The organism is Enterocloster sp. OA13, assembly GCF_022440595.1.
Lineage (GTDB): Bacteria > Bacillota > Clostridia > Lachnospirales > Lachnospiraceae > Enterocloster > Enterocloster hominis.
In genome coordinates this window covers 1,182,710-1,208,561 of sequence record NZ_JAKNTF010000001.1, presented here as the reverse complement: position 1 = coordinate 1,208,561, position 25,852 = coordinate 1,182,710, and the positions used below count along the sequence as shown (strand labels likewise).

The window sequence follows — 25,852 nt, the reverse complement described above, 5'->3', positions numbered from 1 at the left end:
AGGTATTTTAATACATAATCAGGCCCAGGCCCACGCAAAGCAGCAGATTGAAGAATGCAAGTACAACCGTTATCATGAACAGATGCTTATAAGCTTCCTTATGGGTCAGGTCACATGCCTGCATGACGGTAATCATGACGCCGTTCCATGGAAGGGAATCCAGGACAATACATGCACAGCTGGCAATACGGTGAAGGATTTCAGGATTCACGCCCATTGCCAGATATTTATCTGCCAATGTGGAACAGGCCAGGGCAACTCCGCCGGAACCGGAACCACAAGCGCCGGCAATCATGGTAACTGCCGCGGCCCAGGAAACAAGAGGAGAACCGCCAAGGCTGGATACCCACTGCATCAGTGAACCAAATGCAGCAGTAATCTTAGCAACGCCGCCGATACCCACTGCAGTGGACGTATTCATAATGGAACCGATTGCATTCTGCGCCCCCACTACCATGGTATCCATCTTGTCTGTGATATTTCCCCAGAACAGGATATATCCGGCAATGACCCCGCACAGCATCGCGATGTTAACATCCAGGTTAAATCCGTTTAATGTAATGATGATGACAGCAATAGGAACCAGCGCAAGGCCTGGATTGATTGCTTTCTTCGCTGCGTTATCCGCAAGGAGCTTTTCTATTTTTTCAGTTGGAATGAATCTCTCGCCCCTCTTCTGCATCTTACGGTTTTCGAATATCAGATAAGCCATTGCGCTGAGATAGAAGAATATGGAGCAGATTACGCTGACCAACGGGGCTGCCTTAACGGTCGTGCCCAGATATGTAGTCGGAATGACATTGCAAAGTCCAGGAGACCCCCATAAAATATTGGGTGCAGTGGACATGCCTGCTATGATGGTTCCGGGAATCAGCTTACGGCTGATATCAGCTTCTTTAAACAATACAAGGGCAATTGGATAAATCGCAAAAACCAGGACAAAACAGGACACGCCGCCATAGGTAAGCACCAGGGCTGCAACACTTACGCCCCACATTGCATATCTGGCGCCTAATTTTGCGCCCAGCCACTTTCCGATGGAGTAAGCAGCGCCCGACACATCCATGATGCGCCCAAATATAGCACAGATAAGGAACAGTATGAAATAAGATTTAATGAAGCCGACCATTGCTTCCATGTAGTCGCCTGTCAGGGCGGACATGATATTAAGCCCTGAAAGGGCGGCCATTACCACTGCGCACACCGGGGCAGCAACGATGATCGGGACCTTTTTATACATCAATATTACAAGAAGAGTAAACGCTAACAGTACACCCATATTTTTTCTCCCTCTGTTATTTCAAAGTATTTTTCTTAGCCATACGATAGATTACGAATACCAGCACAAATGCCGCCGCCGCAAATATCCCCGCTATGATGAATGCCATGTTATAGGAACCGCTGGAATTCTTGACCGCGGATGCCGTCATGGGACCAATCAGGGCTGCGATTCCATAGGCAGTGAACACGATTCCGTAATTGATTCCCATGTTCTTAAGCCCGAAGTTCTCAGACACGATATTGGGGAACACGCTCAGCACGCCGCCAAAGCAGACGCACAGCAGGATAAGCGCTGTTACGAATATCCCGAATCCCTTTGCCTGGGACAACACGACCATTCCCACGGTACTGGCTGCCAGGGATATGAGGATTGTCTGGTAGCGGCCGATTTTATCGGACAGGGCGCCCATCAGCATACGGCCCAGGAAATTGGCCACTGCCATGATTCCCACCAGGAGCGCTGCTTCGCCGCTGCTTATGCCGGCAACCTCTTTTCCGATGGTGGATGCGTGCCCAATCAGCATAAGGCCGGACACACAGCCCCCTAAAAATGCCAGCCATATCAGGTAAAAACGCCTGTCCCCAAACATTTCCTTCCATGTGAAATCCTTTACCGTGCTGGCGCCCGATGTCTTTCCCCCGGCGTCACAGCCTTCTGGCGCCCATCCAGGTTCAGGTGTATCCGTCAAAAGGCTTGCGCAGAACATGAGGAGCAGGAACGCAGCCCCCACGATCCGGAATGCCACGGATACATTATACCGCTCCAACAGCATATTCGCCACCGGGGCAACCACCAGCGAGGACAGGCCCGTGGCTCCCGTTATAAGCCCTGAGGCAAAGCCCTTTTTGTCCGGATACCACCGGACCGCTGTGGTGATGCTGGGATTGTACGCCAGGCCGGACCCCACTGCCGTCATGATGCCAAACACCAGATAGAGCTGCCAGAGCTGTCCCACGCATCCTGTCAGGAACCACCCTCCGCCCCACATGACGCTGGCCGCAAGCATCAGCTTTTTAGGCCCGAACCGGTCCAGTATCTTGCCGCCCGCAATCCCGAAAAACGAGAGCATCAGCGACATCAGCGAATATGCCAGCGTCACCTGGCCGTAGTCCCAGTTACGGTACTCTGCCAGGGAACCGGAGAACACGCTCCACGCATACACGCCTCCGCAGCAGAATGCATTGACAAACAGCGCGCTCAGGATGATACGCCTGTTCTTTTGTTTTGTTATGGTCATTGCACATCTCCTAATTACAGAATTCCCATTTCCGCTGCCTTAAACTTAAGCTCGTCGCGGAACTTGGGATGGGCGATGGATATAAGGGCAAGGGCCCTCTGGCCCTCTGTTTTGTACTTAAGGTCCGCAACGCCATATTCCGTCACGATGTAGTGGACATCATACCTGGATATGGTGGTTACGTTCCCCGGCGCAAAATATGGCACGATTTTGGAAATAGTGTCCTGCCTGGCCGTGGAGTTAAGGGCCAGGATGGACTTGCCGCCCTCTGACAGCTGGGCGCCCCGCACGTGGTCCAGCTGTCCGCCGATGCCGCTGTACTGGCGTCCGCCCACGGTCTCGGAATTCACCTGTCCTTTCAGGTCCACCTCCATGCAGGAGTTGATGGAGGTCTGCTTATAGTTCTGCCCCACCACATATGGGTCGTTGACGTAATCCACCGGATATACGGCAAACAGCGGATGGTGGTCAATGAACTCATAGAACTTCTCGGAACCGGCTGCCTGGGCGCCTATGCATATGCCCGGGTTCAGGGTCTTCTTACTGTTGTTGATGACCCCGGCCTGCACCAGTTCCATCATGGCTTCGGTCAGCGTCTCAGAGTGTACGCCCAAATCCTTCTTGCCCATCAGGTTCCTTGCAATGGCATCCGGCAATGCCCCGATTCCTAGCTGGATGGTAGCCCCGTCCTCCACCAGTTCCGCCACATAATCGGCAATGGTCTGGGTCTTGGCATCTATCTCCGCCCGTCCTATGGTATAAAGACCGGATTCAGCCGGTACAATATAATCAATCTTATCCAGGGAAATCTTCTTGCCCCCCAGCGTAGGCATCTTGGGATTAATCTGCGCAATGATGCGGTCCGCTGTCCTGGCGGCAGGTTCTGAGAAGCAGCACGCATTGCCAAAACTGCACATCCCCTCCTCATCCGGTTCTGAAACCTGGATGAACGCCCAGTGTGGATTTAAGTCCGGGTTCTTTGCGAACAGGTCCGGCCAGCGGCTGAAGGTGGTTCCGCCGATGTAATCAATCCGTTTCTCCGCATAGGCCTTCCTGGTCTTAGGTCCGATGAACAGGGACGTGTGATGGAAAATACCCTCGTATTCCGGAGCCACATAAGCATTGGGTCCCGGGCTCATTCCGTGTATGATTTCCACTCCCTTAAGTTCATCCGCCCGGTTTACCAGCGCCTCCACCAATGCGGGCGGCTCGCTGACCCAGTCCCCAAAGATGATCTTTTCCCCTGATTTAACATGGGAGACCGCTTCTGCCGCTGTATAAATCTTATCTGCATATTTTTCTTTCCAACTCATATCCATATCTCAACCTTTCCCTAGAATAGTGAGAACCCGCCGTCCTCCAGCAATGTGACGCCAGTGATGTAGCTGGCATCCTCGCTGCCCAGATACAGGGCTGCCGCCGCTGCCTCCTCAGGCTCCCCATACCGGCCCATAGGTATGTTGCGCAGGAATTTCTCATTCCTCTCCGGGTTAAAACGCGTGCCCTCGGTTATCCTGGTAACGCTGGTTCCCGGCCCGATTGCATTGACGCGGATTCCGTGAGGCGCCATCTCAAGGGCAGCCCATTTGGTAAACTGGGTAACACCTCCCTTGCTGGCGCTGTAGGCGCCTGTGTTGGTGGAAACGGTTGCGGAGGCAATGGAGCTGGTATTGACCACTGCTCCTTTTATTCCTTTTTCCACCATGGAGCGCAGCACTGCCTGGTTCACGAAGAACATGCCGTTTAAGTTGATATCAATCACCTTGCGCCATGTCTCCTCGGTTGTATCCAGAAGGCTCTGGCGCCCGATGATTCCCGCATTGCTAAACAGCACGTCAATCCTTCCATAGTGCCCTAACACCTTTGCGATGGCCTCGTCCACGCTCTTTTTTTCCGATACGTCACAGTAAACCTTAAAAATGTCTTCCTCCTGGCCCGCATATTCCTTTTCCATTGTTTCGGTATCAATATCCAGGGCAGCCACCCTGGCCCCCTCTTCCACCAGCCGCTTTACCATGCTAAGTCCGATTCCATTGGCAGCGCCTGTTACAACCGCGATTTTATCATCATATCTTCTGATTTCCATATGTAATTCCTCCTCATTCCTTTTCTTTTGGCGGCGCCCAGTACAGCATGGTTGCCATGCTTCCCACCTGGCAGACCTGATTGTCCTGGTTCAGGATGGTATACTGGATATTCAGCACGCCCCTGTCCGGCTTGGATTTAGATTGCTTGGCTTCCAGCACCTCCACCTCACAGTGGATGGTATCCCCTATCTTGATGGCGCCTACGAACTTCCACTCCGTGCTCAGCGCCGCAATGGCGGAACCGTCCACCAGGCCCATGCGGCCCCACAGGCCGGTGGCAATGCCTGCGCCCAGAAGGCCATGGGCAATCCTGCTCTTAAACGGCAGGCTTTCCGCATAAGTCCTGTCCGTGTGGATTGGGTTGTTATCCCCCGTTATCCCTGCAAACAGCACCACATCCGTCTCCGTGACGGTTCTTGACAGCGTGGTGAACGTATCACCCACATGGAACTCACTCAGGTACAAAAATGAACGTTTCATCTAAAACCCCTCCTGTATCCCGGATCCTGTCCGGTTATTGATTTTTAGTATTCCTTCAGCACATGCCTTCCGACCACCATGCGGCAGATTTCAGACGTCCCTTCCCCAATGGTCAGAAGCTTTGCATCCCGGTAGAAACGCTCCACCTCATACTCATTGCACAGGCCATAGCCGCCCATGATCTGAAGGCCCATATCACATACCCTCACGCACATCTCGGAGCAGAACATCTTACACATGGTTGCTTCCTTGCTGAAGGGAACCCCGTTGTCGCTCATGCGTGCCGTATTGTACAGCATGGCCCTTGCCACCTCAATCTCAGTTGCCATCTCGGCCAGCTTGAACGCAATGGCCTGGTTCTCACAGATGGGATGGCCAAAGGTCACACGCTCCTTGGAATATTTGGCCGCACGCTCCAGGACTCCCTGTGCCATGCCCACTGCCACTGCGGAGATTGCCACACGGCCGTCATCCACACACTTCATGAAGATTGGGAACCCGCGGTTCAGCTCACCTACCAGGTTCTCCTTCGGGATGCGCACATCGGTAAAGGACAATGGGCAGGAATAGGAACTGCGGTTACTCATCTTCTCCTCAGGCTTGCCCACCTCAAATCCCGGAAGGCCTGCAGGAACAATGAAAATGGAAATACCGCGGCTGCCCTTTGCCTCCAGATCTGTTTTTGCAGCCACCAGGAATGTGGATGCATATGTACTGTTGGTGATGAATGCCTTGGAGCCGTTGATTACCCACTCATCCCCGTCCAGGACAGCGGTCGTACGGATCTGGGCCGCATCAGAACCTGACTGCGGTTCGGTCAGTGCAAAGGCGCACAGTGTCTCCCCAGTTGCTGCCGGAGCCAGATATTTCTGTTTCTGCTCTTCAGAACCCGCCATGAGGATAGGCATGCTTCCAAGGGATGCATGGGCATCGATGATGGAGGCCAGGGAAGAGGAATGGCGCGCAAGCTGTTCCATGACCAGGACGTCACTTAAATGGTCCAGTCCTGCGCCGCCGTACTCTTCCGGCACACAGACCCCTAAAAATCCCATCTCCGCGCACTGTTTCACCTCTGCCATTGGGAATTCATGCTTCTCGTCCAGTTCCGTTACCGTTGCCGCCACTACCTCGTCGGCAAACTTTTTTGCCAGTTCCTGAATCATCAGCTGGTCCTCAGTTAAAAAATATTTGTTCATAAGCCCCTCCTTAAAATAAGTCTTTGATTTGTAAAAAAATTAACAATCCATGGTTGAAATGACTCTGGTGTTATTTTTTTACCCTCTGCCCTGATATATAGCAATTTTCTTTCCTGTTTTTTTGGATATCGGCTTTTTTGCACTGATAAAAAGAGGGAACAGACAAAAGAAATGTAGAAAATACCTTGTAAATACAGTGATAATAAAAAACAAAAAAAAATATTATTTATTTTTTTGCTTGAATTAAAACTATTGTCGGAAAAAATAAATCAATTAAGATGTTGATTTTTTTCAAAATTCCTGCTATGTTTTTAACATGGATTATGATTTTTTTCAAGATCAGGCACCGACATATTGCACAAATATCATTCTTGTTTTTATCGTTGTCAGGAATAATCATCCAAACAGTGTTTGACAAAAAATTAATGATGTTCTATTCTTAATAACAGGAGCTGGCCGCTGAACAGGGCATTGCTTAATCGGGTTACCATCAGTGATGATAAGAGAATGGAGATTGACCGTGGAGAACAGTGAAACAAAAGAACTTGATATTCAGACATTGTACTGCCTTTTAGACCATTGCAAGCTGGGAATCATCATTGCGGACGCAAAGGGTATGATATTATGGGGCAATGATTACTACAGCGCCATGGCGGGCTTTAACGTAAAAGATTTTATCGGCCAGGATATACGGATCATATCCCGCAGGAACCTGGTCACTTTGTCCGGTCCCGTAATGGCGGACCAGGTGCTGGAAACAGGCGAGGAGCTTACCGACATCGTAACCTATCCCAATGAGGACTTCATTGCCACGACCCTGACCCCTGTGCGGGACAGCGGCGGTGTTATCAGGTACCTGATTTACTCTGTCACCAACTGCAGCGAATCCATCCGCATGCAGTCAGAGCTAAACCAGTTAAATGCCAGGAACCTGGCCCTGGAATCCCAGTTGAATGAGCTGCTGACCTCCTCCCTTTTATCCAAGGACATCATTGTCTCAGATATACGGATGAAGCAGATTTATAAAATAGCCACCAGGCTTGCCTCAGTCACCACCTCGGTGATGATCCTGGGCGAGTCCGGGGTGGGCAAGGATGTGTATGCCAAATTCATCCACTCCATCAGCAACCGTAAAAACAGGAATTTCATCCATGTTAACCTTGGGGCCATTCCAAAAAGCCTGTTTGAAAGCGAGCTGTTCGGATACGAGGCCGGAGCATTTACAGGTGCATCCAAGACCGGTAAGACCGGCCTTATTGAACTGGCCGACGGCGGCACCCTGTTCTTAGATGAAATCGGTGAGCTTGGCCTCGACATACAGGCAAAGCTCTTACAGGTGGTCCAGGAGCGGAGCGTACGGCGTATCGGGTCGGCCAGGACCGTGCCTTTAGATATCCGCATCATCGCCGCCACCAACCGCAATCTGGAACAGATGGTTAAGGACGGACAATTCCGTCTGGATTTATATTACAGGCTGAACGTTGTGACAGTGGAGATTCCGCCGCTGCGTGAGCGGACAGTGGAAATCCCCCTTTTAGTAAATGCATTCCTGAACCGCTTCAACAAAAAATACTCCACCCACAAAACCATGGGCGCTTCCGCCATGGATGTCCTTATGCGCCATGACTGGCCGGGCAATATCCGTGAACTGATGCACATAATCGAAAGCCTGGTGGTAATCGGCACCAATGACGTGATTACCCCTGCAGAGCTTCCATCCTCCCTTACGGTACCGGGAGGGGAAAGCATCCTTGGAATGATTTCAGACCTGGATTCCCCGGACCTGAACCTGAAGGATGCCACCGTCCTTTTGGAAAAACGTCTGATCTGTGAAGCCCTGAAACGCCACAAGACCACCACCGCGGCAGCGGAAGCCATGGGGGTGGATATTTCCACACTTTCCAAAAAGCGCAAGAAATACGGCATTTAAAACACACATAAAACATGGAAATGCCCTGCACTGACACGATGGCGCCAGGACGTGTTTGAAAATTCATTTCCGCCATCTGCACATCCCAGGGGGGCAACAGCCGAGGTAAGATACCGATATGGAACATTTTAGTGACAATCTTTTAAATGAGGGGATTGTGGCCAGGGACAGCAGCATGGTAAAGCTGTATTCCGATGCGCTGAGCATCGCCCCCACTGACGCCAACATACTGATTACAGGCGCTTCCGGCACCGGGAAGGACTGCCTTGCAAAATTCATCCACCGCCACAGCCCCAGGGCCGGGGCGCCCTTCATCCACATTAACTGCAGCGCCATCCCGTCTGAACTGTTTGAATCCGAGTTCTTCGGCTACGAGTCAGGCGCGTTTACCGGAAGCAGCGGTTCCGGCCGCCAGGGGCTGGTTGCCCAGGCAGCAGGAGGAACCTTGTTCCTGGATGAAATCGGCGAGCTGGACCTGGATTTACAGACAAAACTTCTTCAGGTGGTCCAGGAGCACAGCATGAGGAGCATCGGTTCCACTGAGGACACATCCGTCAACATCCGCATCATTGCCGCCACCAACCGCAGCCTTCCCAAGATGATAAAGGCCGGGGACTTCCGGCTGGATTTATATTACCGCCTCAATGTGGTGTCCTTTGATATCCCTCCCTTATCCAGACGCAGGCAGGACATACGCGCCCTGATAGAATACCTCTCCCTGCGGTTCGGACAGATTTATGGCTGCCAGAAAACATTTTCACCGGAAGCCATGGACTTCCTGATGGATCAGGAGTGGCTGGGCAATATCCGGGAGATACAGAATTTCATGGAAAAGCTTTACGTACTGGAGGATGCGTCCGAGATAACAGGTCCCCTTCTGAAAGAGAACTACCGTTTTTCCCACAGCCCGGCCCCCCGGATATCCCAGGAACCGGAGTTCAAGTCCTTAAAACAGGCGGTTGCCGAGTTTGAAAAAACGTATATCACGGAGGTCCTGCGTCATACCCAGGATATGGATGAGGCCGCGCGGATCCTTGGCATGGACCGGGCAGCCCTGAACCATAGGCTAAAGGATATATGATGCAGGCCAGATCCTCCTCACCATAAAACAGGAATGCCTGAGGTTCCGGACAGCGGTCCGGACCTACAGGCATTCCTGTTATGTCATCTATATTACGTTTGCCAAGATTACCGGTTCAGCCGAGATCCCATAATCATGATTCTTTCTTCTCCCCAGCCATGATCAGCATGATTTCATTGCTGCGGTTCACGAATTTAGTCATACGCTCCGGCGCCAGCGGTCCGTGGCCCAGACTTGCCAGGTCATAAAGCTGCTCGCAGATCTTACCTGTGTTTTCGCCTTCCTTGTTGTTCAGCACATACTGTACCAGGGGATGGTTGGCGTTGAGCACCAGTGTCTCTCCCGTGCCGCCGAACATGCCCATGTCCATGCCTCCCATGCTGTACATCTTCATCATATCCTGCATACGGCGGGTTTCCTCGGACACGGTAATCATGGAAGCCACGCCTGCGTTCTTCATCTTCTCTACCTTGATGTCCAGCTTGTCATTGCCAAGGGCTTTCTTAAACAGTTCCGTCAGTTCATCGGAAGTCTTCTTGAACTCTTCGTCGTCCTCCTTGACCTCTTCCTTGAACGCAGCGTTCAGGTCCGTATCAATGCGCAGGAACTTAAGCCCTTCCTTCTTCTGCTCCACATGGCTGATGAAAGGATTGTCAATGGCAGCAGGCATGATGACAGCGTCAATGCCTTCCTCCCTGAACATGTTGATATACTGGCTCTGTTCCTTTTCATTGGTCACATAGAACACCGTATTCTCATGCTTTTCCTTGTTCTCATCCAGGCAGTCCTGAAGGGTGAGGTATTTGCCCTCCAGATTCTTATAAAGGATATAATCCCCCATTTTCTCAGAGAACTTTTCATCCTTGATATAACCGAACTTGATGAATGGCGCGATATCATCCCAGTACTTCTCATAGTTCTCACGGTCCGTCTTGCACATGCCGGAAAGCTTGTCAGCCACCTTCTTGGTAATATAATCAGAAATCTTCTTTACAAAACCATCGTTCTGCAGCGCGCTTCTGGATACGTTAAGGGGCAGGTCCGGACAGTCGATGACGCCCTTTAACAGCATCAGGAACTCAGGAATCACTTCCTTGATATTGTCCGCAATGAATACCTGGCTGTTGTAAAGCTTGATGGTTCCCTCCAGGCTGTCATATTCCATGTTAATCTTGGGGAAATACAGGATTCCCTTTAAGTTGAACGGATAATCCATGTTCAGGTGGATCCAGAACAGCGGTTCCTTGTAATCCCTGAATACCTTGCGGTAGAAATCCTTATAATCGTCCTCGCTGCACTCATTGGGATGCTTGTTCCACAGCGGATTTGTATCATTTAACGCCACCGGGCGCTTTAAGATCTTATATTTTTCCCTGGAAGGCTCTATCTCAACGGTTTCCTTGGTGCCGTCCTCATTCTCCTTCTCCTCGGTCTTTGCCGGCTCAATCACGGTCTCCACAACCGTATCCTTGTCCTTAAGCTCATCCTTCTCAATGGTCTCATACTGAGGTTCTGCTGTCTCATTGTCCAGGAAGATATTCACCGGCATGAACGCACAGTACTTTTCAATCACTTCCCTTGCCCTGTATTCATTACAGAACTCGGTGCTGTCCTCATTGAGGTAAAGGGTGATGGTGGTACCCACCTCAGCCTTGTCCCCTTCGCCCATCTCGAACTCAATGCCGCCCTCTGATTCCCAGTGCACGGGCTTTGCATCCTTTGCGTAGGAAAGGGAGTCAATGGACACCTTGTCTGAAACCATGAACGCGGAATAGAAGCCCAGACCAAAATGGCCGATAATCTGGTCCTCATTTGCCTTGTCCTTATACTTCTCCATGAAGTCCTGGACACCGGAAAACGCAATCTGGTTAATATACTTGTCAATCTCATCCTCAGTCATGCCCAGACCGTTATCCGTAATCTTAATGGTCTTGTCCGTCGGGTTAACACTTACCTGGATCTTGTACTCCACATCCTCGGGTCTCTCATATTCCCCCATCAGCTCCAGCTTCTTAAGCTTGGTAATCGCATCAGAACCATTGCTGATAAGTTCCCTGTAAAAAATATCATGGTCAGAATACAGCCATTTCTTGATTACCGGGAAAATGTTCTCGCTTGTAATTGATAAACTGCCTTTCTTTGCCATCTCGTATCCGCCTCTTTCTTTCTATCATTGTGTTTCTTCTTAAATTTACATGTTTACTCACAAACTACATTTTAGTACCTGCAGGGGAAAATGTCAATAAAAAATTAGCACTCATTTTTATTGAGTGCTAATAACTCTGTGGAAATGTATATCACATTAGCCTTTTCCCCTGTCATCCCGGCAGGAAATCCCTGATTTTCCTGCTCTTGGACGGGTTGCGCAGCTTCCTTAAGGCCGCTGTCTCTATCTGGCGGATTCTCTCCCTGGTCACGTTAAAGCGCCTGCCCACCTCCTCCAGCGTAAGGGGATGGCCTGTCTCCAGTCCGAACCGCAGGATGATGACCTCCCGTTCCCTTGGATTAAGCCCCTGCAGCATGGCGTCAATCTCTTCCCGAAGCAGGAAGCTCTCCGCCTTGTCTTCCGTGGAGGCATTGGCATCATCCGCCACAAAATCCCCCAGGTTGGAGCCCTCCTCATCTCCCACCGGAGTCTCCAGGGATACCGTGTCCCCGGATGCCTGTATCAGCTCCGTAACCCGCTTTTCCGGCATTCCTACTTCTTCTGCGATTTCCTCCGTGGATGGTTCCCGTCCCAGCCTTACGGAGAGACTGCGCTGGGCCCTCCGGATTTTATTCACCGCCTCAACCATATGGACCGGAAGCCGTATGGTCCTGGACTGGTCTGCCAGGGACCTGGTAATGGACTGTTTCACCCACCAGGTTGCGTAGGTGCTGAGACGGTATCCCTTGGAATAATCAAACTTCTCCACTGCCTTCATAAGTCCCAGGTTGCCCTCCTGGACCAGATCTAAAAAGCCCATTCCACGTCCCGTATACCGCTTTGCAATGCTCACCACCAGACGCAGGTTGGCCTCTACCAGCTGCCGTCCCGCCTCTGCGTCCCCCTCGGACTTGCGCCTTGCCAGGTCCGTCTCTTCTTCCGGGGTCAGAAGGGAAATGGATCCAATTTCCTTCAGATATTCCCGAATCGGGTCAGCGGTGGAAACCCCGTCCAGGATCCGCTCTGACCGGTATTCATCCAGTTCCTCCTCCCCGCTTTCCTCACTGCCTCCAAGGCCCCCTAAACCGCCCTCATCCAAATCATCCGAATCACTGTCCCTGAACTTCCAGCGGAAGTCCTCCTTGACCATCCCCCCGTCCTCCAGGGCCAGGTCATCCTCCAGGATCAGGTCGCTGTCAGGCAGGGTTTCCTCCCCCTCCTCCGGCACCTGGATCTGGACGCCTTTCCGTTCCAGCTTGCGGTAAACGTCCTCCATCTCCTCCGGCGTCACCTGAAGTTCCTTAAATGCATCCAGCACCTCCGTCATCTCCAGGCGGTTTTCCCTGGATGCGGCCAATGCAGCCAGCTGTTCCAGCTTACGAGACAATTCCATTTTATCCATACGTTGCCCTCCCCCCTCATATGGGACCTGCCTTACCTCAAGTGCACACTATCTCATGGGAACGCATAAAGGCCTTTACCGCATTATCCCACTCTGTTTCCAGTGTCTTGTCCAGGGTAAAAAAGTTCAGCGAAGTTCCCGTTATACAATATAATGCTCCGTCTTCGTAACGGATATTCAGATACAATCCCTGAATCTGGCTGCCATCTATTCCCGTGCCCAGGGAGGATGCAAACTTTTCCACATCCCGTGGGGCAAGGGATAACACGATATGGAAGCTTCCGGGAAGTTTTTTTCCTTTAATCAGGGAAAAGCAGAGAGGCTTTAACATTTTCCAGGAAGAAAAATCCTCAATCCGGTTCTCCTCCAGCTCCTCCTGGGTATAATATCCCTGTCTGACATGACCGTCAATCGTAAAACTGTTATAAGTGATAATGTTGATTTCCTTTACAAGAAACCGGTCAAAGTCCTCTTTTACAAACAGCTTGGACGTAAATGACCTGACATCTTCTACTTTTAATGCAACCATAGCCCTCTCCCGCACCGCAGCCAACCGCAGTTTTCCAAATTCTTACTCAATTATACAGTTTTTGCCTATTTCCGTCAAATAAAAACTGATGTGGCATTTATCAAAAAAACAGCTCCTCATGAGCCTTTTCATGAAAAGCTGTCTTTGGGTCTGTTATTGTCATAAACCGAATTCATCAAATAATTTTTCCTGAAGTCCTTTATCATGAATCATTCTGCATATATCATCGGAACGGCAGTTTTCAAGCAGGATCTGTATCAGCCGGTTTACCCTCTGTTCTCCTTTTTGAATATAATAGTTCCGTATCGTTGTCTCATCACTGGCCGCCTTCTCCCGCATCAGATACCGGTACCTTAACTCCTTATCGGCGTTAATCCTCTCCATCTCCTCCACAGCCGCGTTCATATATTCATCACTCCCTGCCATCCGCTTCAACTCCTCCCAGCCGCGGACCGATATCAACCTGGCCCACTTGTAGACATCTGTCTGCTTTTCTTCCTCAGTGGCATTTTCTATCTGCTTTAAGTATAGCACACGAAGGCTCAGTTTACTACTGTAAACACGGCAGTTCCTGTCGCCCATGAGCCGGATTACGCTGAAAAGCTTCTTCTGTTCCAAATCAAAACCTAGGATGCTGATATGTATGCATTCCTTAAGGGATGAGTAATCCTCGCCCTTACAAAAATCTTCCGTATACATCTTTGCCAGGTAAAACAGGGAGCGCTCTTCCCAGAATGGATAGGTATGCATCTGGATTTCTATATTAATATGCTTCCGATGATTCAGGACCAGCCGGATATCCAGGATTCCCTCATGGTCCTCCACATAGTCTCCGTGAAGGAACGTGTCGGGAAACCCAATGTCCGCAATCTGTCCGGCTGGGATATCCAGAAGACAGCTTAACAGTCCGGTAAGTGCTTTTTTGTTACGGAATGTTTTCTTGAAGGCAAAATCATTGGTCAGGGAAATGTCCAGCGGGCAATCGCTGTCCGCCAGGGTTTTGAGATACGGATCAGGCAGGTACACGGCAGGATGGTTCACGATATTCCTCCTTACAGATAGGCAGATATGATGACATGGAATGACGCTTGATGATGATACTTCATAAAACATGAAATGTGGAATGATACATGGGAATGATAAACAGAAATAAGAAAACCAATGCAGACAGATATCCAGATTTAATTGATAAGGGCAGCCCCTTCAGTGAACATATATTAACATAAATCACCTGCGTTGAATAGAGTCTTGATATAGACTATATGCAGGCACATGCGCCGCAGCATGATGTGCGGCGCATACAGCGCTTCCGGTTTCATCCCCACTGCGCCAGCCCGGGATTCCCTGCCGTCAGGAGGCCCCCGGCCAGGACGGCATCATCCATGAGCCTGCTTTCCACAATCCCATAATGTCCGGCATCGGCCACAAAGGCATACTCCTGTGTATACCTGCGGATGCGTGAAAACAGGAGGTCCCCCATTTTGGCCACGCCTCCGCCCACAACAATCCGGTCAGGCGCGGCAATTGCCAGCACATTGGCCAGCCCTAGGGAAAACGTCCGTGCAATCCGGTCCAGTTCCTGGCAGCAGAACAAATCCCCTGCCCCTGCCCCCTCTGCCAGGTCCGCGCAGGACACCCACCCGTTCCCTGGTTCCAGGCAGGATTCCCCTGCCACATATCCCGGCGTGTTCAGCCGCTTCTCAATGCTTTTCCCGGAGCAGATAAGCTCCAGCCTTGTCATTGCCCCCGGCCTGCTGTCCCTCCAGTCAGGAACCCATGTATTGCCCAGATAACAGGCACCGTATCCGCAGCCGTCATAGTATCTGCCGTCCAGATACAGGCCGCCTCCAATCCCGGTGCCGATGTTGGTATAGAAAAAGCGGCTGCTCCCTGCGCCATTGCCAAGAACCAGCTCCCCAATCCCGCCCAGGACCGTGTCATTGACAATGACGGCAGGCACCCCGAACTGTTCCTCAAACCACTCCTTCAGCCTGAAATCCATCCATCCCGGCACCTGAAGGGAACACAGGACCCGGCCCGTCTTAAACTCCAGCGGGCCGCCGAACCCCACGCCGATTCCGCCGATTTCCCACCGCTCCTGGATTTCCAGGATATTGTCCTTCAGCCACATAAGGATATCCCCGGCGCTGGTCTTATCCCCCAGCCTGACCGTCCTCCTGTCCAGGATTTCCCCCTGGGCCGTGCCTACCGCAATCTGCTGCTTTGTGCCGCCGATTTCAACGCCCACCAGCCTATTCATGCCACTTCGCCCCATATTCCGCTTCAATTGCAGATATCATATCCACGCGCACGGCATGTCTTCCGCCTTCAAATTCAGCGCCAAAGAATTCGTCCACAATCATCTTAGCCAGTTCAGGCCCAACCACCCTTGCGCCCATGGCTATGATATTGGCGTTGTTGTGCTCCACCGTAAGCTTTGCGGAATAAGGCTCGGAGCACACGGCCGCGCGGATGCCGGGCACCTTGTTGGCTGCCAGGGAAATACCGATTCCCGTACCGCAGATCAATACTCCCTTGTCTATCTCCCCCCGCATGAGCGCTTCCGCCACCAGGCGTCCGGGCTCCGGATAGTTCACCTTGTCCGCCGGGTCCGTGGGGCCGAAATCAATGCATTCATATCCCTTATCCCTAAGATGTCCCATCAAAATGTTTTTAAGTTCAATTGCAACATGGTCATTACCAAATCCAACTCTCATATCCTGTCTCCTATCCTCTGTCCATTCGGTCCGTACATACGCGCAGGGCCGCAGTTACCACTGCAGCCCTGCCAGTCTCACATCATTATTGGAAATCAGCTGCATTTTCAGCAGTAACCAGAACAGACTCCACCGGTGTCTTTTCCGGGAATGTCCCAACCTCGCCCTTCTTACCGCTTTCAACCGCCTCAATCAGAAGATCCAGGCTGGTTGCGCCGATCTGAGCCGGGTCCTGTGCAACCGTGGCGCTGAGCTCATTGTTGGCAATGGAGGACACTGCTTCCGCATCGCCGTCCGTACCCACAATCATGATTTCCCCCAGCTTGTTGGCATTGATGACAGCCTGTACAGCGCCAAGTGCCATGCCGTCGTTACAGCAGTAGATGCCTTTTAAGTCAGGGTTCTGCTGGATCAGCGTGGAGGCGATATCCATGGCCTTCTGGCGGTCCCAGTCAGCCGCCTGGCTGCTGATGATATCCATCTTGCCATCTGTAAATGCCTGCTTTGCCCCCTGGGTCCTGTCCTCGGAAGACTGGTTGCCTGACTTACCCTCGATGATAGCCACCTTTGCGCCCTCGCCTGCCGTATCAACAATGTACTGTGCGCCCTTGGCTCCTACCGCCACATTATCCGTTGCAACGAATGCCACGCATGCGCCGCCCTGGTTTGCCAGCTCTGTCTCGTCAAACTTCTCATCCACATCCACGATGGTGATGCCCTTTGCCGTCGCTTCCCCGATACCAGGCAGCACGTTCACGCCTGAGAGGGGGGCAATGGCGATTCCGTCATATCCCTGCTGGATACAGCTCTCCAGGATGGTAAGCTGTCCCTCCAGGTCATCCTCGCTCTGTGCGGAATACAGATCCACCTTCACGCCCTTTACAGCGGTTTCCGCCTCCACGCCCTTCCACATCTTTACCCAGAAGTCAGTGGCCTGGGTCTTTAAGATGACCGCATACTTCTTATCGCTGACACCTGCCGCGGCTTCCTTGGCCTCCGCTTCCGTCTTGGCCTCCTCTGTCTTGGCTTCCTCTGTTTTTGCCGCCTCTGTCTTGGCCTCCGGGGCAGCCGTGGTGGCATTCCCGCCTGATGTGCATGCTGACAGGCCTACTGCCATTACCACTGAAAGTGCTGCTGCTAACATTCTTTTCTTCATTTTTACCTCTCCTTTATACATATGTTTTTTTATTTTCCCGTCCTTGCATGGAAGCAGTACCAGCCTCCTGCACAGACGTGGATTTGCTGTTTTCACTGTCTTAAAACCTTTAACGCCGCCGCTTCATGGCGTCAAATGCAGCCAGTCCGCCTCCGGCCACCCCGCTTGTCTGGGTGTGCTCCGGGAATATGAATTCCAGGTTCTCCGACGGATATGGATGGCGCGTCCTTTTTTTCACCTGCTCAATCAGATATTCCATGGGGAAATCCTTCATGATCATGACGCCGCCCCCCATGACCACATAATCCGGGTCCAGGATGGTCACTTCCGTGCTGATTGGGTATGCCAGCCCCTCCACAAACTCAAGTATGGCCGGCTCATCCCCATGTTTTGTGAAAATGTCCCCGATTTCCGTGTCCGGATAATACTGGTTGCGTATCCTCTGCAGATGGGCGCCGGAGCAGCGCAGTTCCACGCAGCCCACATTTCCGCAGGGGCATGTTTCCTTCAGATGGAAGAACGGGATATGTCCCAGCTCCCCCGCAACCCCGTTCTTCCCTGCGTGGAAACGTCCGTTGACATAAATTGCATTGCCGAATCCGGTTCCGAGATACATGCCCAGTATGGTCTTATCCCGCTCCGGGTCCAGGTTGTATTTCTTGATGTCATGGCACAGAAGATAATTCACATCCCTGTCCACGAACACCCTGATTCCCAGTTTTTCCTCCAGAAGATGCCCAAGGTCGATATTCTCAAGCCCCTTCAGGTTGGGTGTGGAATACACAAAGCTTTTGTCCTTGCTGACCGCAGACGGGACCCCAACTGAGACAGCGTCTATACAGCCGTTGAGGAAATGCCGTTCCATGTAGTCCCCGATTTCCCCGCACAGGACATCTACCGCGCCTTCCTTTAGCATGGGGGCGCTTGATTTCCTTTCAAAATGCTCCAGCTGCCCGTCTGCCGACACACAGCCAAGACGGAGATTCGTCCCTCCGATGTCAATTCCTATTACCTGTCCCATAATGTCCCCACCTTACCGATCCACAGCTTTATTAAAATTATCCATCATCTTATCCCAGGCAGCTGCCAGGTCCTTATCCAGGTTGAAAAGCCCGGATGTGCCAACGATAAATACCTCCGTCCCCGCCTTTGCCAGGTCCCCGAAGGTCCTTTCATTGCAGGAGCCGTCCACTTCAATGAGGTAGCCGTACCCTTTTTCCTCCTTCAGGGCCTTCAGCTCACTGATTTTGTCCAGCATCTCACGGATGAACGGCTGTCCGGCAAAGCCGGGATCCACGGTCATGACCGTTACTTTGTCCAGCAGATGGATATAATGCTGGATATAGGACACCGGGGTAGCCGGATTTAAGACAACCCCCACCTTGCATCCAAGGGAATGGATCTTATTCACGATGCGGAACGCGTCCGCGTTAATGGTCTCTGCATGAGGACATATGTAACCCACTCCTGCCTTTGCCAGCGGTTCAATAAAATCATCAGGCGTCGTCACCATCAGGTGGCAGTCCAGGGGAATCTCACACACAGGGCGGATGGCCTTGCAGAAATCCGGTGACAATGTGATGTTCTTTACATAATGGCCGTCCATGATATCCACATGGTAGAAATCAGCCCTTGTATTCAGTATCTGAAGCTGTTCCTTGATGTTAAGCAGGTCCATGCACATCAGGGAAGGGTTAAACATTGGTTTCATAATCTTGTCCTCCTGTTTAGTTCTTTGCCTTGGCAACAAAATGGTCGATGGCAACCGAGATGATGATCAGGGCGCCCATCACTATCTTCTGGTAACTGCTGGGAATCATCAGGGCCGTCATGCCATAGTTGATGATACCGATAATCATGCCCCCGATCACAACCCCCAGTATCTTACCCTTGCCGCCCATGAAGCTGGTGCCGCCGATAATGGTTGCCGCAATGGCGTATGTCTCGTATCCGGTTCCTGCGGTGGGTGCCGCAGCGCCCACACGGCCCAGAAGCACGATTCCGGCAATACCGGAACAGGTTCCGGAAATCATGAACACCAGAAGCCTGTGAAGATTCACATTGACGCCTGAGTACCAGGCCGCCTCCATATTGCCTCCAAGGGCGTATATATTGCGGCCAGCCTTGCACTTTGTGGTAAAGAAGGCGCAGACGGCTGCCACGATCAAGGCAATGATGACAGGCACCGGTATGTAGAGGATGCTGGCGCTCATGGTCTTTGTAAAGGATGCCGGGAACCCGTAAATGTTCCTGGAATCCGAGATGACCAGCATCAGGCCCTGGAATATGGACTGGGTGCCCAGTGTGATGATGAAGGGATGAAGCCCTGTCTTATTCACCAGCATCCCATTACAGAAACCGATCATGGTGCCAATGAGGATTCCCAGCAGGAGCGCCGGGATTACCGGGATCCCGTTCACCATCAGCATGGCTGTCAGCATCCCCACCAGCCCTGCAACCGCGCCCACGGACAGGTCGATACCGGCAATGAGGATGGCAAAGAATTCGCCCAGGGCCAGCAGGATGTTCACCGCGCTCTGCTTCAGTATCTGCGGGATACTGTCAGGGTTGAAGATGCTGGACGGCTTTGCAATGGTAAGCACTGCCAGCAGCAGCAGGAATATGCCCATGGTGCCGTATTTCTGCCAAAGCACCCCGAAACTTGGTTTTGTCTTTACTTCCGTCTGATTATTCATGGTTCTTCCCCTCCTGATCACTCTTCACCGGTTGATGATTTCAATATTTTTTCTTCTGTTGCTTCCCTGACCGCGTAGGTCATGCGTATCTCGCCGTCCCTGAACACACAGATGGTATCGCATACGGACAGCAGCTCCGGCATCTCCGAGGACACCATGATGACTCCCTTTCCCTGGCTGGCCAGCCTGCGCATCAGCACGTATATCTCGCTTTTGCTTCCAACGTCAATTCCCTTTGTGGGTTCATCAAAGATAATGACGCTGGATTCAGCCGCCATCCATTTTCCCAGTATTACCTTCTGCTGGTTGCCTCCTGACAGTTCCGTTATGTTCTGCTCCACGTCCCGGCACTTGATGTTCATGTCCGTTTTCTGTTTTGCCGCATATTCTTCTTCCGCCTTGTTATCCAGCAGGCCGATCAACCCGTTTCCCCTGGATGTCTTGAGGAAGGGGACAATGGAAATGTTCTGTTTGATGCTGAAATTATTCAGGAAGCCCGTCTCCCTGCGGTTTTCCGTCACCATGGCCAGCCCGTTCTTGATGGCCTCATAAGGCGAGCGTATGGTCACCTCCCGGCCCCCGATGAAAACCTGTCCCGAAAGCTTTGGTTCAGCCCCGAACAGGGCGTTCATAAGCTCGCTGCGCCCTGCCCCCACAAGTCCTGCAAAGCCCACAATCTCGCCCTTCCTCACCTGAAAGGACACATCCCGCACCTTGCCGTCCTTCCGGTTGATGTTCCTGGCTTCAAAGATGACCGGCTCTTTGCTGAAATCCTCTATCTCCTCATTGTGGTAGGTCCCCTTGATCTCGCGTCCCACCATCATCTTTATCACATCATCCAGCGTTATCTCCTTGACATTCCTGGTCCCCACATAGGTGCCGTCCTTAAGCACGGTAATCACATCGCCGATTTCCTTAATCTCATCCATCTTATGGGATATATACACGATTCCCTTGCCCTCTGCCTTCAGCTGGCGGATGATATCGAACAGGTGGGCTGTCTCAGAAGTTGTCAGGGAAGAGGTCGGTTCATCCATGATGATGACGTCCGCATTGGATATGAGGGCCTTGGCAATCTCGCACTGCTGCTTTTCGGATATGCTGATTTCCTCCACCAGCTGGCTGGGCCTGCGTTTTAACCCCACCTTGTCAAGGACCTCCTGGGCCCTGCCCGTCATCCCCTTATAGTCCACCACCCGGATGCCTCCCACCCGCCTGGTGGGCAGCTTTCCCACAAACAGGTTCTCCAGGATGGACAGCTCATTGATGACGCTCAGTTCCTGGTAGATGATGCTGATGCCGCATTCATAGGAATCCTTCGGGGTCAGGTGTGTGAATTCCTTTCCCTTTACCGTAATCTTACCTGAGGTGGGCTGGTATACGCCGCTGAGTATCTTCATCAGGGTGGATTTCCCTGCCCCGTTTTCCCCCATGAGCACATGCACCTCTCCTGCCTTGATTTCAAACGAAATGTTATCCAAGGCCCTGACTCCGGGAAACACCTTCGTGACTCCTTCCATTTTTACTAATGTCTCCATAAATCCTCCTCTTTTCCCCTTATGTTGTACCGGGAACCGCAGAACCGGTTGATAGACCAGTACCGGCAGTCCGCACACGGACTATCAGGTAGTCCCCCTCACCTCCAGCTTCACCGGGATGATGGTCCGCTTCTCGCTGATTTCCTTTTTCTGTATCATCCTCAGTATGGTCCTGCCGGCCGCAATTGCCATCTGTCTCGTATCCTGTGTAATGGTGGTTATCTGAGGGCTGGTGAACCTGGTGACGGAAACATTGTCATATCCCACCACCTTAACCTGCTCCGGTATCTTAATCCCTGCTTCCATCAGCACATTGATACAGGCCAGGGCCATCATGTCATTGGTGGCAAATATGCCGTCAAAGTAACAGCCGCCGGAGCGGACCAGCCGATCCATCACCTTCCTTGCCTCCGCATAATCCGGGAAGCAGCTGACCTCCAGTTCCTCCCTGTAGGGGATGCCGTTTTCTTTCAAAGCCCTTATGTATCCCTCTTTGCGGTACCGGATGGTCGAGGCGCACCGGACGTCCCGAAGCAGGAGGATCCGTCTGCAGCCCTTGTCAATCATCTCCTTAGTGGCCAGGTAGCCTCCCTCCTGGTTATCCGACAGGATCAGCATCCTGGCATTGAGCGGGGCGCGGTCAATGTAGACCACGGGTATATGCTTGATTTCATTGATGTTCTTGATTTCATTCTGTCCTGATATGTATACAATCCCGTCAATGTGTTTTTCTATCAGCCCCTTGATGTGCATGTTTTCCAGCTCATAATCCTCATTGGAATTGCAAATCAGAAGAGAATACCCATGCTTCAGCAGATAGAAATCCAGCTCCTGGATGATTTTGGCAAAAAACTCATTGGTCACATCCGGCACAATCACCCCGATGCATCTGCTCTTGTTGGTCCTTAAGCCGATGGCATTGGCATTGGGGGTGAACCCGCACTCCTCAATGGTCCGGCGCACCTTTTCTTCCGTCTCCCTGGAGTATCCCCCGTTATGGTTGATGACCCGTGAAACCGTTGCGGTTGAAACCCCTGCACGTTTTGCCACGTCCACAATAGAGAGCTTCGCATTACCATCCATGGCAGGCCTCCTTGCTTTACGTAAAGGTTTTCGTATCTCGTGACTGTATAGTAAACCTTTACGTATAAAAAGTCAAGTATAAATGTTTATTTCTGCTATTTTAACGATTTTTTACTATATTTTTTGTGCATATTTTATATTATAATTGGTAAACGTTTACTCTTTACGTAAAATAAAAAACCCTTTCACCGTAATGAAAAGGTTTTCCAGTACTCACCACTATTTCCTAGCCGCCATATCCCAGCTACCTTGTCCCAACCGCTATGTCCCAGCCGCCTTGTCCCTGCCGCACTTCCGTCAGGTTGTTTCCCTCACAACCAGCCTGACCGGTATGATTGTCCTCTTCTGCTTTATCTCCTCATCCTCTATCATCTTCAAAATGGTATCCGCCGCATGGATGGCCAGCTCCTTTGTGTCCTGGGCAACCGTGGTTATCTGGGGGCTTGTGAACTGGGTCAGGGAAATGTTATCAAACCCCACCACCTTAACCTGGCCCGGCACCTTAATCTGATTCTCCGTCAGGACATTGACACAGGCCAGGGCCATCATGTCATTGGTTGCGAATATGCCGTCAAAAAAGCATCCCTTTTCCTTGAGAAGCCGTTCCAGCACAACCCTGGCCTCTGCATATTCAGGGAAACAGCTCATCTCCAGCTCTTCGCTGAAGGCCATTCCCTTTTCCTGAAGCGCCCTCACAAATCCTTCCTTACGGCTGCGCACAGTGGAGGCGTAACGGATATCCCTCAGGAACAGGATCCGCCTGCATCCCTTCTGTATCAGTTCACGGCCCGCCAGGTATCCCCCGGTCTCATTATCCGACAGGATCAGCACCTCCGCATTCTTAGGCGCCCTGTCTATATACACGATGGGCAGGCCCTTAATCTCATTCATCTTCTTGATTTCATTCTGACCGGATATATATATGATCCCGTCCACATGCTTTTCCGCCAGACCCTTAATATGCATGTTCTCCAGCATATAATCCTCATTGGAATTGCACACCAGGAGGGAATAGCGCCTGCTGAGCAGGAATGCATCCAGTTCCCGTATGATCCTGGCAAAAAACTCATTGGTGATATCAGGCACGATCACGCCTATGCTGTTGCTGCGGTTGGTCCTCAGACCAATGGCATTGACGTTGGGAGTAAAGCCGCATTCCTCTATGGTCCTCCTGACCCGCTCCTCCGTCTCCTTGGAATACCCACCGTTCCTGTTAATGACCCTTGAGACAGTTGCTATGGAAACCCCTGCCTTTTTTGCCACATCTATAATGGATACCCGTTTATTGCCTTCCATACTTCCCTCACATTCCTACACACTCAGCGTACTTTACTTTCTCCTATTAATTATAATGCGGTTTCAAGACATGTCAAGTCAAGTTCCCGCTCCCGCGCCGGAACATCTGTCAGGGCAGCCGTTCTTCCCTGCATATGACAGAATGAAAAGCCGGGGATATTAAGAACCCCGGATTCACTGGATACCGGATGAGAAGATACCGGACAAAGGATACCGGACAAAGGATATCGGACAGGAAAACGCCCGGCGGCAAGGAACCATCCCCGCCATTTCCATGACGCAGATAATCCCCGCCGCCGGGCGCCAACCAATCCATCTGAATACCACTGTCAGGGCCACGTCCCAGGGCGTGTTTTAAAATCCAGTCCCGCCATCTGCGTGCCCCACTTCGCGGCATATTTGGCCCAAATTCAGGTTACATAGCCCGCTATACGCCCTTCATTTGTGCCAAATCTCCCACAAAGTGGGACGCACAGCTGACGGAAAGCAATTTCCAAACACACCCTAAGCCAGGTTGGAATACCCCATCAGGCTCTTATCCACGGCCTTCGCCACCTCGCGCCCTTCCCTGATGGCCCATACCACCAGGGACTGGCCCCGGTGCATGTCGCCCGCCGCAAACACCCGGTCCACATTGGTCTGGTAAGAACCGTCTTTCACAGCCACATTGGAACGCCCATCCAGCTCCACGCCAAATGCGTCCGCCACATATGTCTCGCTTCCCAGGAACCCGGCAGCGATAAGCACCAGGTCCGCAGGGATTTCCCGCTCGCTGCCATCCACCGGTGCCATGAAGGTCCGGCCGCTCCCCTCATCCTTTCTCGGCACAAGGTCACAGATAACAGCCTTGCACACCCGGCCCTCTGCATCCTTCACAAACTCCTTCACCGTTGTCTGGTAAACCCTTGGGTCATCGCCGAACACACAGATTGCCTCTTCCTGTCCGTAGTCAGTCTTAAGGACCTTAGGCCACTCCGGCCATGTGTTGTCATCCGCCCGTTTCACAGGGGGCTTTGGCATCATTTCCAGCTGGGTCACGGATGCGCAGCCGTGGCGGATGGAGGTACCCACACAGTCATTGCCCGTGTCCCCGCCGCCGATGACAACCACATGCTTATCCCTGGCCGTGATATAGTTCCCGTCCTCCAGGTGTGAATCCATGAGGCTCCTGGTGGTAGCCTTCAGGAAGTCCACCGCATAATAAATCCCCTGGGCGTCCCTTCCCGGCACGTCTATATCCCTGGGATTGGATGCCCCGCAGGCCAGGATGACACGGTCATATTCCTTCATGATCCGGTTCACCTTATAATTCTTTCCCACATTTGCCCCGGTGATGAAGGTAATGCCTTCCGCCCTCATCACCTCCACCTTGCGCTCAATCACCCATTTTTCCAGCTTCATATTGGGGATTCCATACATCATAAGGCCTCCCACCCGGTCGCTGCGTTCAAACACGGTCACCGAGTGGCCCCTTTTATTCAGCTGGTCGGCAGCTGCCAGCCCGGCCGGACCGGAGCCAATCACAGCAACCTTCTTACCGGTGCGGATGGAGGGCGGCTTTGGCAGGGCATACCCCATATCGTAGGCCTTCTCAATGATGGCCCGTTCATTTTCCTTTACCGTCACCGGGTCCCCGTTCAGGCCGCAGGTACAGGCGGCTTCGCAGGGGGCCGGGCAGACCCTGGACGTGAATTCCGGGAAACTGTTGGTCTTTTTAAGCCTGTTAAATGCCTCCTGCCAGTTGCCTGTATAGACCAGGTCATTCCACTCAGGAATCAGGTTGTTAAGCGGGCATCCGCTTACCATCCCCTTCATCATGACGCCAGACTGGCAAAAGGGAACGCCGCATTCCATACACCGCGCGCCCTGTTTCCTCTGTTCCTCCTCGCTTAAGGGAATATGGAACTCATTCCAGTTTTTTATCCTGTCCCTGGCAGCTTCTTCAGCGCTTACTTCCCGTTCATAATCTAAAAATCCTGTCATTTTTCCCATGATG

At 51.9% G+C, this 25,852-nt stretch carries 25 protein-coding genes; 2 read left to right on the top strand and 23 right to left on the bottom strand.

Annotation, left to right across the window (positions count from 1 at the left end):
- Positions 1-7: 7 nt before the first annotated feature.
- From MCJ35_RS05260 to MCJ35_RS05235, 6 genes are read right to left on the bottom strand one after another with little or no spacing between them, the layout of a single operon-like run.
- Positions 8-1,279, bottom strand: coding sequence for a GntP family permease (locus MCJ35_RS05260; protein WP_025482617.1), 1,272 nt, complete (start codon positions 1,277-1,279; stop codon positions 8-10).
- A gap of 16 nt (positions 1,280-1,295) precedes the next feature.
- Positions 1,296-2,519 carry an L-lactate MFS transporter gene (locus tag MCJ35_RS05255; RefSeq protein WP_025482618.1) on the bottom strand — a complete coding sequence of 408 codons (1,224 nt, stop codon included), beginning with the start codon at positions 2,517-2,519 and terminating at the stop codon, positions 1,296-1,298.
- Between the two features lie 14 nt (positions 2,520-2,533).
- Complete coding sequence (locus MCJ35_RS05250) at positions 2,534-3,832, bottom strand: acetyl-CoA hydrolase/transferase family protein (protein WP_025482619.1); 1,299 nt, start codon at positions 3,830-3,832, stop codon at positions 2,534-2,536.
- A 20-nt stretch (positions 3,833-3,852) separates the two neighbouring features.
- Complete coding sequence (locus tag MCJ35_RS05245; RefSeq protein ID WP_008722858.1) at positions 3,853-4,605, bottom strand: SDR family NAD(P)-dependent oxidoreductase; 753 nt, start codon at positions 4,603-4,605, stop codon at positions 3,853-3,855.
- Positions 4,606-4,618: 13 nt separating this feature from the next.
- The gene (locus MCJ35_RS05240; RefSeq protein ID WP_008722851.1) at positions 4,619-5,086 is read right to left on the bottom strand and encodes a MaoC/PaaZ C-terminal domain-containing protein; all 468 of its coding nucleotides are present in this window, start codon (positions 5,084-5,086) and stop codon (positions 4,619-4,621) included.
- A 44-nt stretch (positions 5,087-5,130) separates the two neighbouring features.
- Entirely contained in the window at positions 5,131-6,282 is a 1,152-nt protein-coding gene (locus MCJ35_RS05235; RefSeq protein ID WP_008722849.1) for an acyl-CoA dehydrogenase family protein, read from the bottom strand.
- Positions 6,283-6,802: 520 nt separating this feature from the next.
- On the opposite strand from MCJ35_RS05235, the gene MCJ35_RS05230 reads away from it, so the two are divergent.
- Both MCJ35_RS05230 and MCJ35_RS05225 read left to right on the top strand, forming a co-directional pair.
- A complete protein-coding gene (locus MCJ35_RS05230; RefSeq protein ID WP_025482623.1) occupies positions 6,803-8,212 on the top strand; it encodes a sigma 54-interacting transcriptional regulator in 1,410 nt (469 codons plus the stop codon).
- A gap of 118 nt (positions 8,213-8,330) precedes the next feature.
- A complete protein-coding gene (locus MCJ35_RS05225) occupies positions 8,331-9,293 on the top strand; it encodes a sigma-54 interaction domain-containing protein (protein ID WP_227796416.1) in 963 nt (320 codons plus the stop codon).
- 133 nt (positions 9,294-9,426) lie between these two features.
- On the opposite strand, the gene htpG is transcribed toward MCJ35_RS05225, so the two are convergent.
- The 17 genes from htpG to MCJ35_RS05150 form a co-directional block, all read right to left on the bottom strand.
- Positions 9,427-11,439 (bottom strand): molecular chaperone HtpG, encoded by a 2,013-nt coding sequence (htpG, locus tag MCJ35_RS05220; RefSeq protein ID WP_025482625.1) that lies wholly within the window; start codon positions 11,437-11,439, stop codon positions 9,427-9,429.
- Between the two features lie 172 nt (positions 11,440-11,611).
- On the bottom strand, positions 11,612-12,841 hold the full coding sequence (locus tag MCJ35_RS05215; RefSeq protein ID WP_008722836.1) for a sigma-70 family RNA polymerase sigma factor: 1,230 nt from the start codon (positions 12,839-12,841) through the stop codon (positions 11,612-11,614).
- A gap of 37 nt (positions 12,842-12,878) precedes the next feature.
- Positions 12,879-13,370 carry a DUF5721 family protein gene (locus MCJ35_RS05210; protein WP_025482628.1) on the bottom strand — a complete coding sequence of 164 codons (492 nt, stop codon included), beginning with the start codon at positions 13,368-13,370 and terminating at the stop codon, positions 12,879-12,881.
- 159 nt (positions 13,371-13,529) lie between these two features.
- A complete protein-coding gene (locus tag MCJ35_RS05205; protein ID WP_025482629.1) occupies positions 13,530-14,411 on the bottom strand; it encodes an Rpn family recombination-promoting nuclease/putative transposase in 882 nt (293 codons plus the stop codon).
- Between the two features lie 274 nt (positions 14,412-14,685).
- Positions 14,686-15,630 (bottom strand): ROK family protein, encoded by a 945-nt coding sequence (locus tag MCJ35_RS05200; protein WP_227809953.1) that lies wholly within the window; start codon positions 15,628-15,630, stop codon positions 14,686-14,688.
- The gene (rpiB, locus tag MCJ35_RS05195) at positions 15,623-16,087 is read right to left on the bottom strand and encodes a ribose 5-phosphate isomerase B (RefSeq protein WP_025482631.1); all 465 of its coding nucleotides are present in this window, start codon (positions 16,085-16,087) and stop codon (positions 15,623-15,625) included. Before rpiB ends, MCJ35_RS05200 begins: the two co-directional genes overlap by 8 nt.
- An 85-nt stretch (positions 16,088-16,172) precedes the next feature.
- The gene (gene alsB / locus MCJ35_RS05190; RefSeq protein ID WP_025482633.1) at positions 16,173-17,243 is read right to left on the bottom strand and encodes a D-allose transporter substrate-binding protein; all 1,071 of its coding nucleotides are present in this window, start codon (positions 17,241-17,243) and stop codon (positions 16,173-16,175) included.
- Positions 17,244-17,352: 109 nt separating this feature from the next.
- Positions 17,353-18,264: an allose kinase gene (alsK, locus tag MCJ35_RS05185; protein WP_025482634.1), complete on the bottom strand. Its 912-nt coding sequence runs from the start codon at positions 18,262-18,264 to the stop codon at positions 17,353-17,355.
- 12 nt (positions 18,265-18,276) lie between these two features.
- On the bottom strand, positions 18,277-18,954 hold the full coding sequence (alsE, locus tag MCJ35_RS05180; RefSeq protein WP_008722827.1) for a D-allulose 6-phosphate 3-epimerase: 678 nt from the start codon (positions 18,952-18,954) through the stop codon (positions 18,277-18,279).
- Positions 18,955-18,970: 16 nt separating this feature from the next.
- Positions 18,971-19,939 (bottom strand): D-allose ABC transporter permease, encoded by a 969-nt coding sequence (gene alsC / locus MCJ35_RS05175; protein WP_008722826.1) that lies wholly within the window; start codon positions 19,937-19,939, stop codon positions 18,971-18,973.
- 17 nt (positions 19,940-19,956) lie between these two features.
- A complete protein-coding gene (locus MCJ35_RS05170) occupies positions 19,957-21,477 on the bottom strand; it encodes a sugar ABC transporter ATP-binding protein (RefSeq protein WP_008722825.1) in 1,521 nt (506 codons plus the stop codon).
- Positions 21,478-21,561: 84 nt separating this feature from the next.
- Entirely contained in the window at positions 21,562-22,560 is a 999-nt protein-coding gene (locus tag MCJ35_RS05165) for a LacI family DNA-binding transcriptional regulator (protein WP_008722824.1), read from the bottom strand.
- A 297-nt stretch (positions 22,561-22,857) separates the two neighbouring features.
- Positions 22,858-23,856 carry a LacI family DNA-binding transcriptional regulator gene (locus tag MCJ35_RS05160; RefSeq protein ID WP_008722823.1) on the bottom strand — a complete coding sequence of 333 codons (999 nt, stop codon included), beginning with the start codon at positions 23,854-23,856 and terminating at the stop codon, positions 22,858-22,860.
- Between the two features lie 109 nt (positions 23,857-23,965).
- The gene (locus MCJ35_RS05155) at positions 23,966-24,172 is read right to left on the bottom strand and encodes a hypothetical protein (protein WP_025482636.1); all 207 of its coding nucleotides are present in this window, start codon (positions 24,170-24,172) and stop codon (positions 23,966-23,968) included.
- 13 nt (positions 24,173-24,185) lie between these two features.
- Positions 24,186-24,266: a DUF6783 domain-containing protein gene (locus tag MCJ35_RS31930; RefSeq protein WP_353656110.1), complete on the bottom strand. Its 81-nt coding sequence runs from the start codon at positions 24,264-24,266 to the stop codon at positions 24,186-24,188.
- On the bottom strand, positions 24,267-24,359 hold the full coding sequence (locus MCJ35_RS32515; protein ID WP_488473291.1) for a DUF6783 domain-containing protein: 93 nt from the start codon (positions 24,357-24,359) through the stop codon (positions 24,267-24,269). It abuts the gene before it with no gap.
- 1 nt (position 24,360) lies between these two features.
- Complete coding sequence (locus tag MCJ35_RS05150; protein ID WP_025482638.1) at positions 24,361-25,848, bottom strand: glutamate synthase subunit beta; 1,488 nt, start codon at positions 25,846-25,848, stop codon at positions 24,361-24,363.
- Positions 25,849-25,852 lie beyond the last annotated feature (4 nt).

Excerpts from the sequence above, each read along its gene's own strand:
- MCJ35_RS05260 (WP_025482617.1), bottom strand. The coding sequence starts at position 1,279 with ATGGGTGTACTGTTAGCGTTTACTCTTCTTGTAATATTGATGTATAAA.
- MCJ35_RS05255 (WP_025482618.1), bottom strand. The coding sequence starts at position 2,519 with ATGACCATAACAAAACAAAAGAACAGGCGTATCATCCTGAGCGCGCTG.
- MCJ35_RS05250 (WP_025482619.1), bottom strand. The coding sequence starts at position 3,832 with ATGAGTTGGAAAGAAAAATATGCAGATAAGATTTATACAGCGGCAGAA.
- MCJ35_RS05245 (WP_008722858.1), bottom strand. The coding sequence starts at position 4,605 with ATGGAAATCAGAAGATATGATGATAAAATCGCGGTTGTAACAGGCGCT.
- MCJ35_RS05240 (WP_008722851.1), bottom strand. The coding sequence starts at position 5,086 with ATGAAACGTTCATTTTTGTACCTGAGTGAGTTCCATGTGGGTGATACG.
- MCJ35_RS05235 (WP_008722849.1), bottom strand. The coding sequence starts at position 6,282 with ATGAACAAATATTTTTTAACTGAGGACCAGCTGATGATTCAGGAACTG.
- MCJ35_RS05225 (WP_227796416.1), top strand. The coding sequence starts at position 8,331 with ATGGAACATTTTAGTGACAATCTTTTAAATGAGGGGATTGTGGCCAGG.
- htpG (WP_025482625.1), bottom strand. The coding sequence starts at position 11,439 with ATGGCAAAGAAAGGCAGTTTATCAATTACAAGCGAGAACATTTTCCCG.
- MCJ35_RS05215 (WP_008722836.1), bottom strand. The coding sequence starts at position 12,841 with ATGGATAAAATGGAATTGTCTCGTAAGCTGGAACAGCTGGCTGCATTG.
- MCJ35_RS05210 (WP_025482628.1), bottom strand. The coding sequence starts at position 13,370 with ATGGTTGCATTAAAAGTAGAAGATGTCAGGTCATTTACGTCCAAGCTG.
- MCJ35_RS05200 (WP_227809953.1), bottom strand. The coding sequence starts at position 15,630 with ATGAATAGGCTGGTGGGCGTTGAAATCGGCGGCACAAAGCAGCAGATT.
- rpiB (WP_025482631.1), bottom strand. The coding sequence starts at position 16,087 with ATGAGAGTTGGATTTGGTAATGACCATGTTGCAATTGAACTTAAAAAC.
- alsB (WP_025482633.1), bottom strand. The coding sequence starts at position 17,243 with ATGAAGAAAAGAATGTTAGCAGCAGCACTTTCAGTGGTAATGGCAGTA.
- alsK (WP_025482634.1), bottom strand. The coding sequence starts at position 18,264 with ATGGGACAGGTAATAGGAATTGACATCGGAGGGACGAATCTCCGTCTT.
- alsE (WP_008722827.1), bottom strand. The coding sequence starts at position 18,954 with ATGAAACCAATGTTTAACCCTTCCCTGATGTGCATGGACCTGCTTAAC.
- alsC (WP_008722826.1), bottom strand. The coding sequence starts at position 19,939 with ATGAATAATCAGACGGAAGTAAAGACAAAACCAAGTTTCGGGGTGCTT.
- MCJ35_RS05170 (WP_008722825.1), bottom strand. The coding sequence starts at position 21,477 with ATGGAGACATTAGTAAAAATGGAAGGAGTCACGAAGGTGTTTCCCGGA.
- MCJ35_RS05165 (WP_008722824.1), bottom strand. The coding sequence starts at position 22,560 with ATGGATGGTAATGCGAAGCTCTCTATTGTGGACGTGGCAAAACGTGCA.
- MCJ35_RS05160 (WP_008722823.1), bottom strand. The coding sequence starts at position 23,856 with ATGGAAGGCAATAAACGGGTATCCATTATAGATGTGGCAAAAAAGGCA.
- MCJ35_RS05155 (WP_025482636.1), bottom strand. The coding sequence starts at position 24,172 with ATGGATTGGTTGGCGCCCGGCGGCGGGGATTATCTGCGTCATGGAAAT.
- MCJ35_RS05150 (WP_025482638.1), bottom strand. The coding sequence starts at position 25,848 with ATGGGAAAAATGACAGGATTTTTAGATTATGAACGGGAAGTAAGCGCT.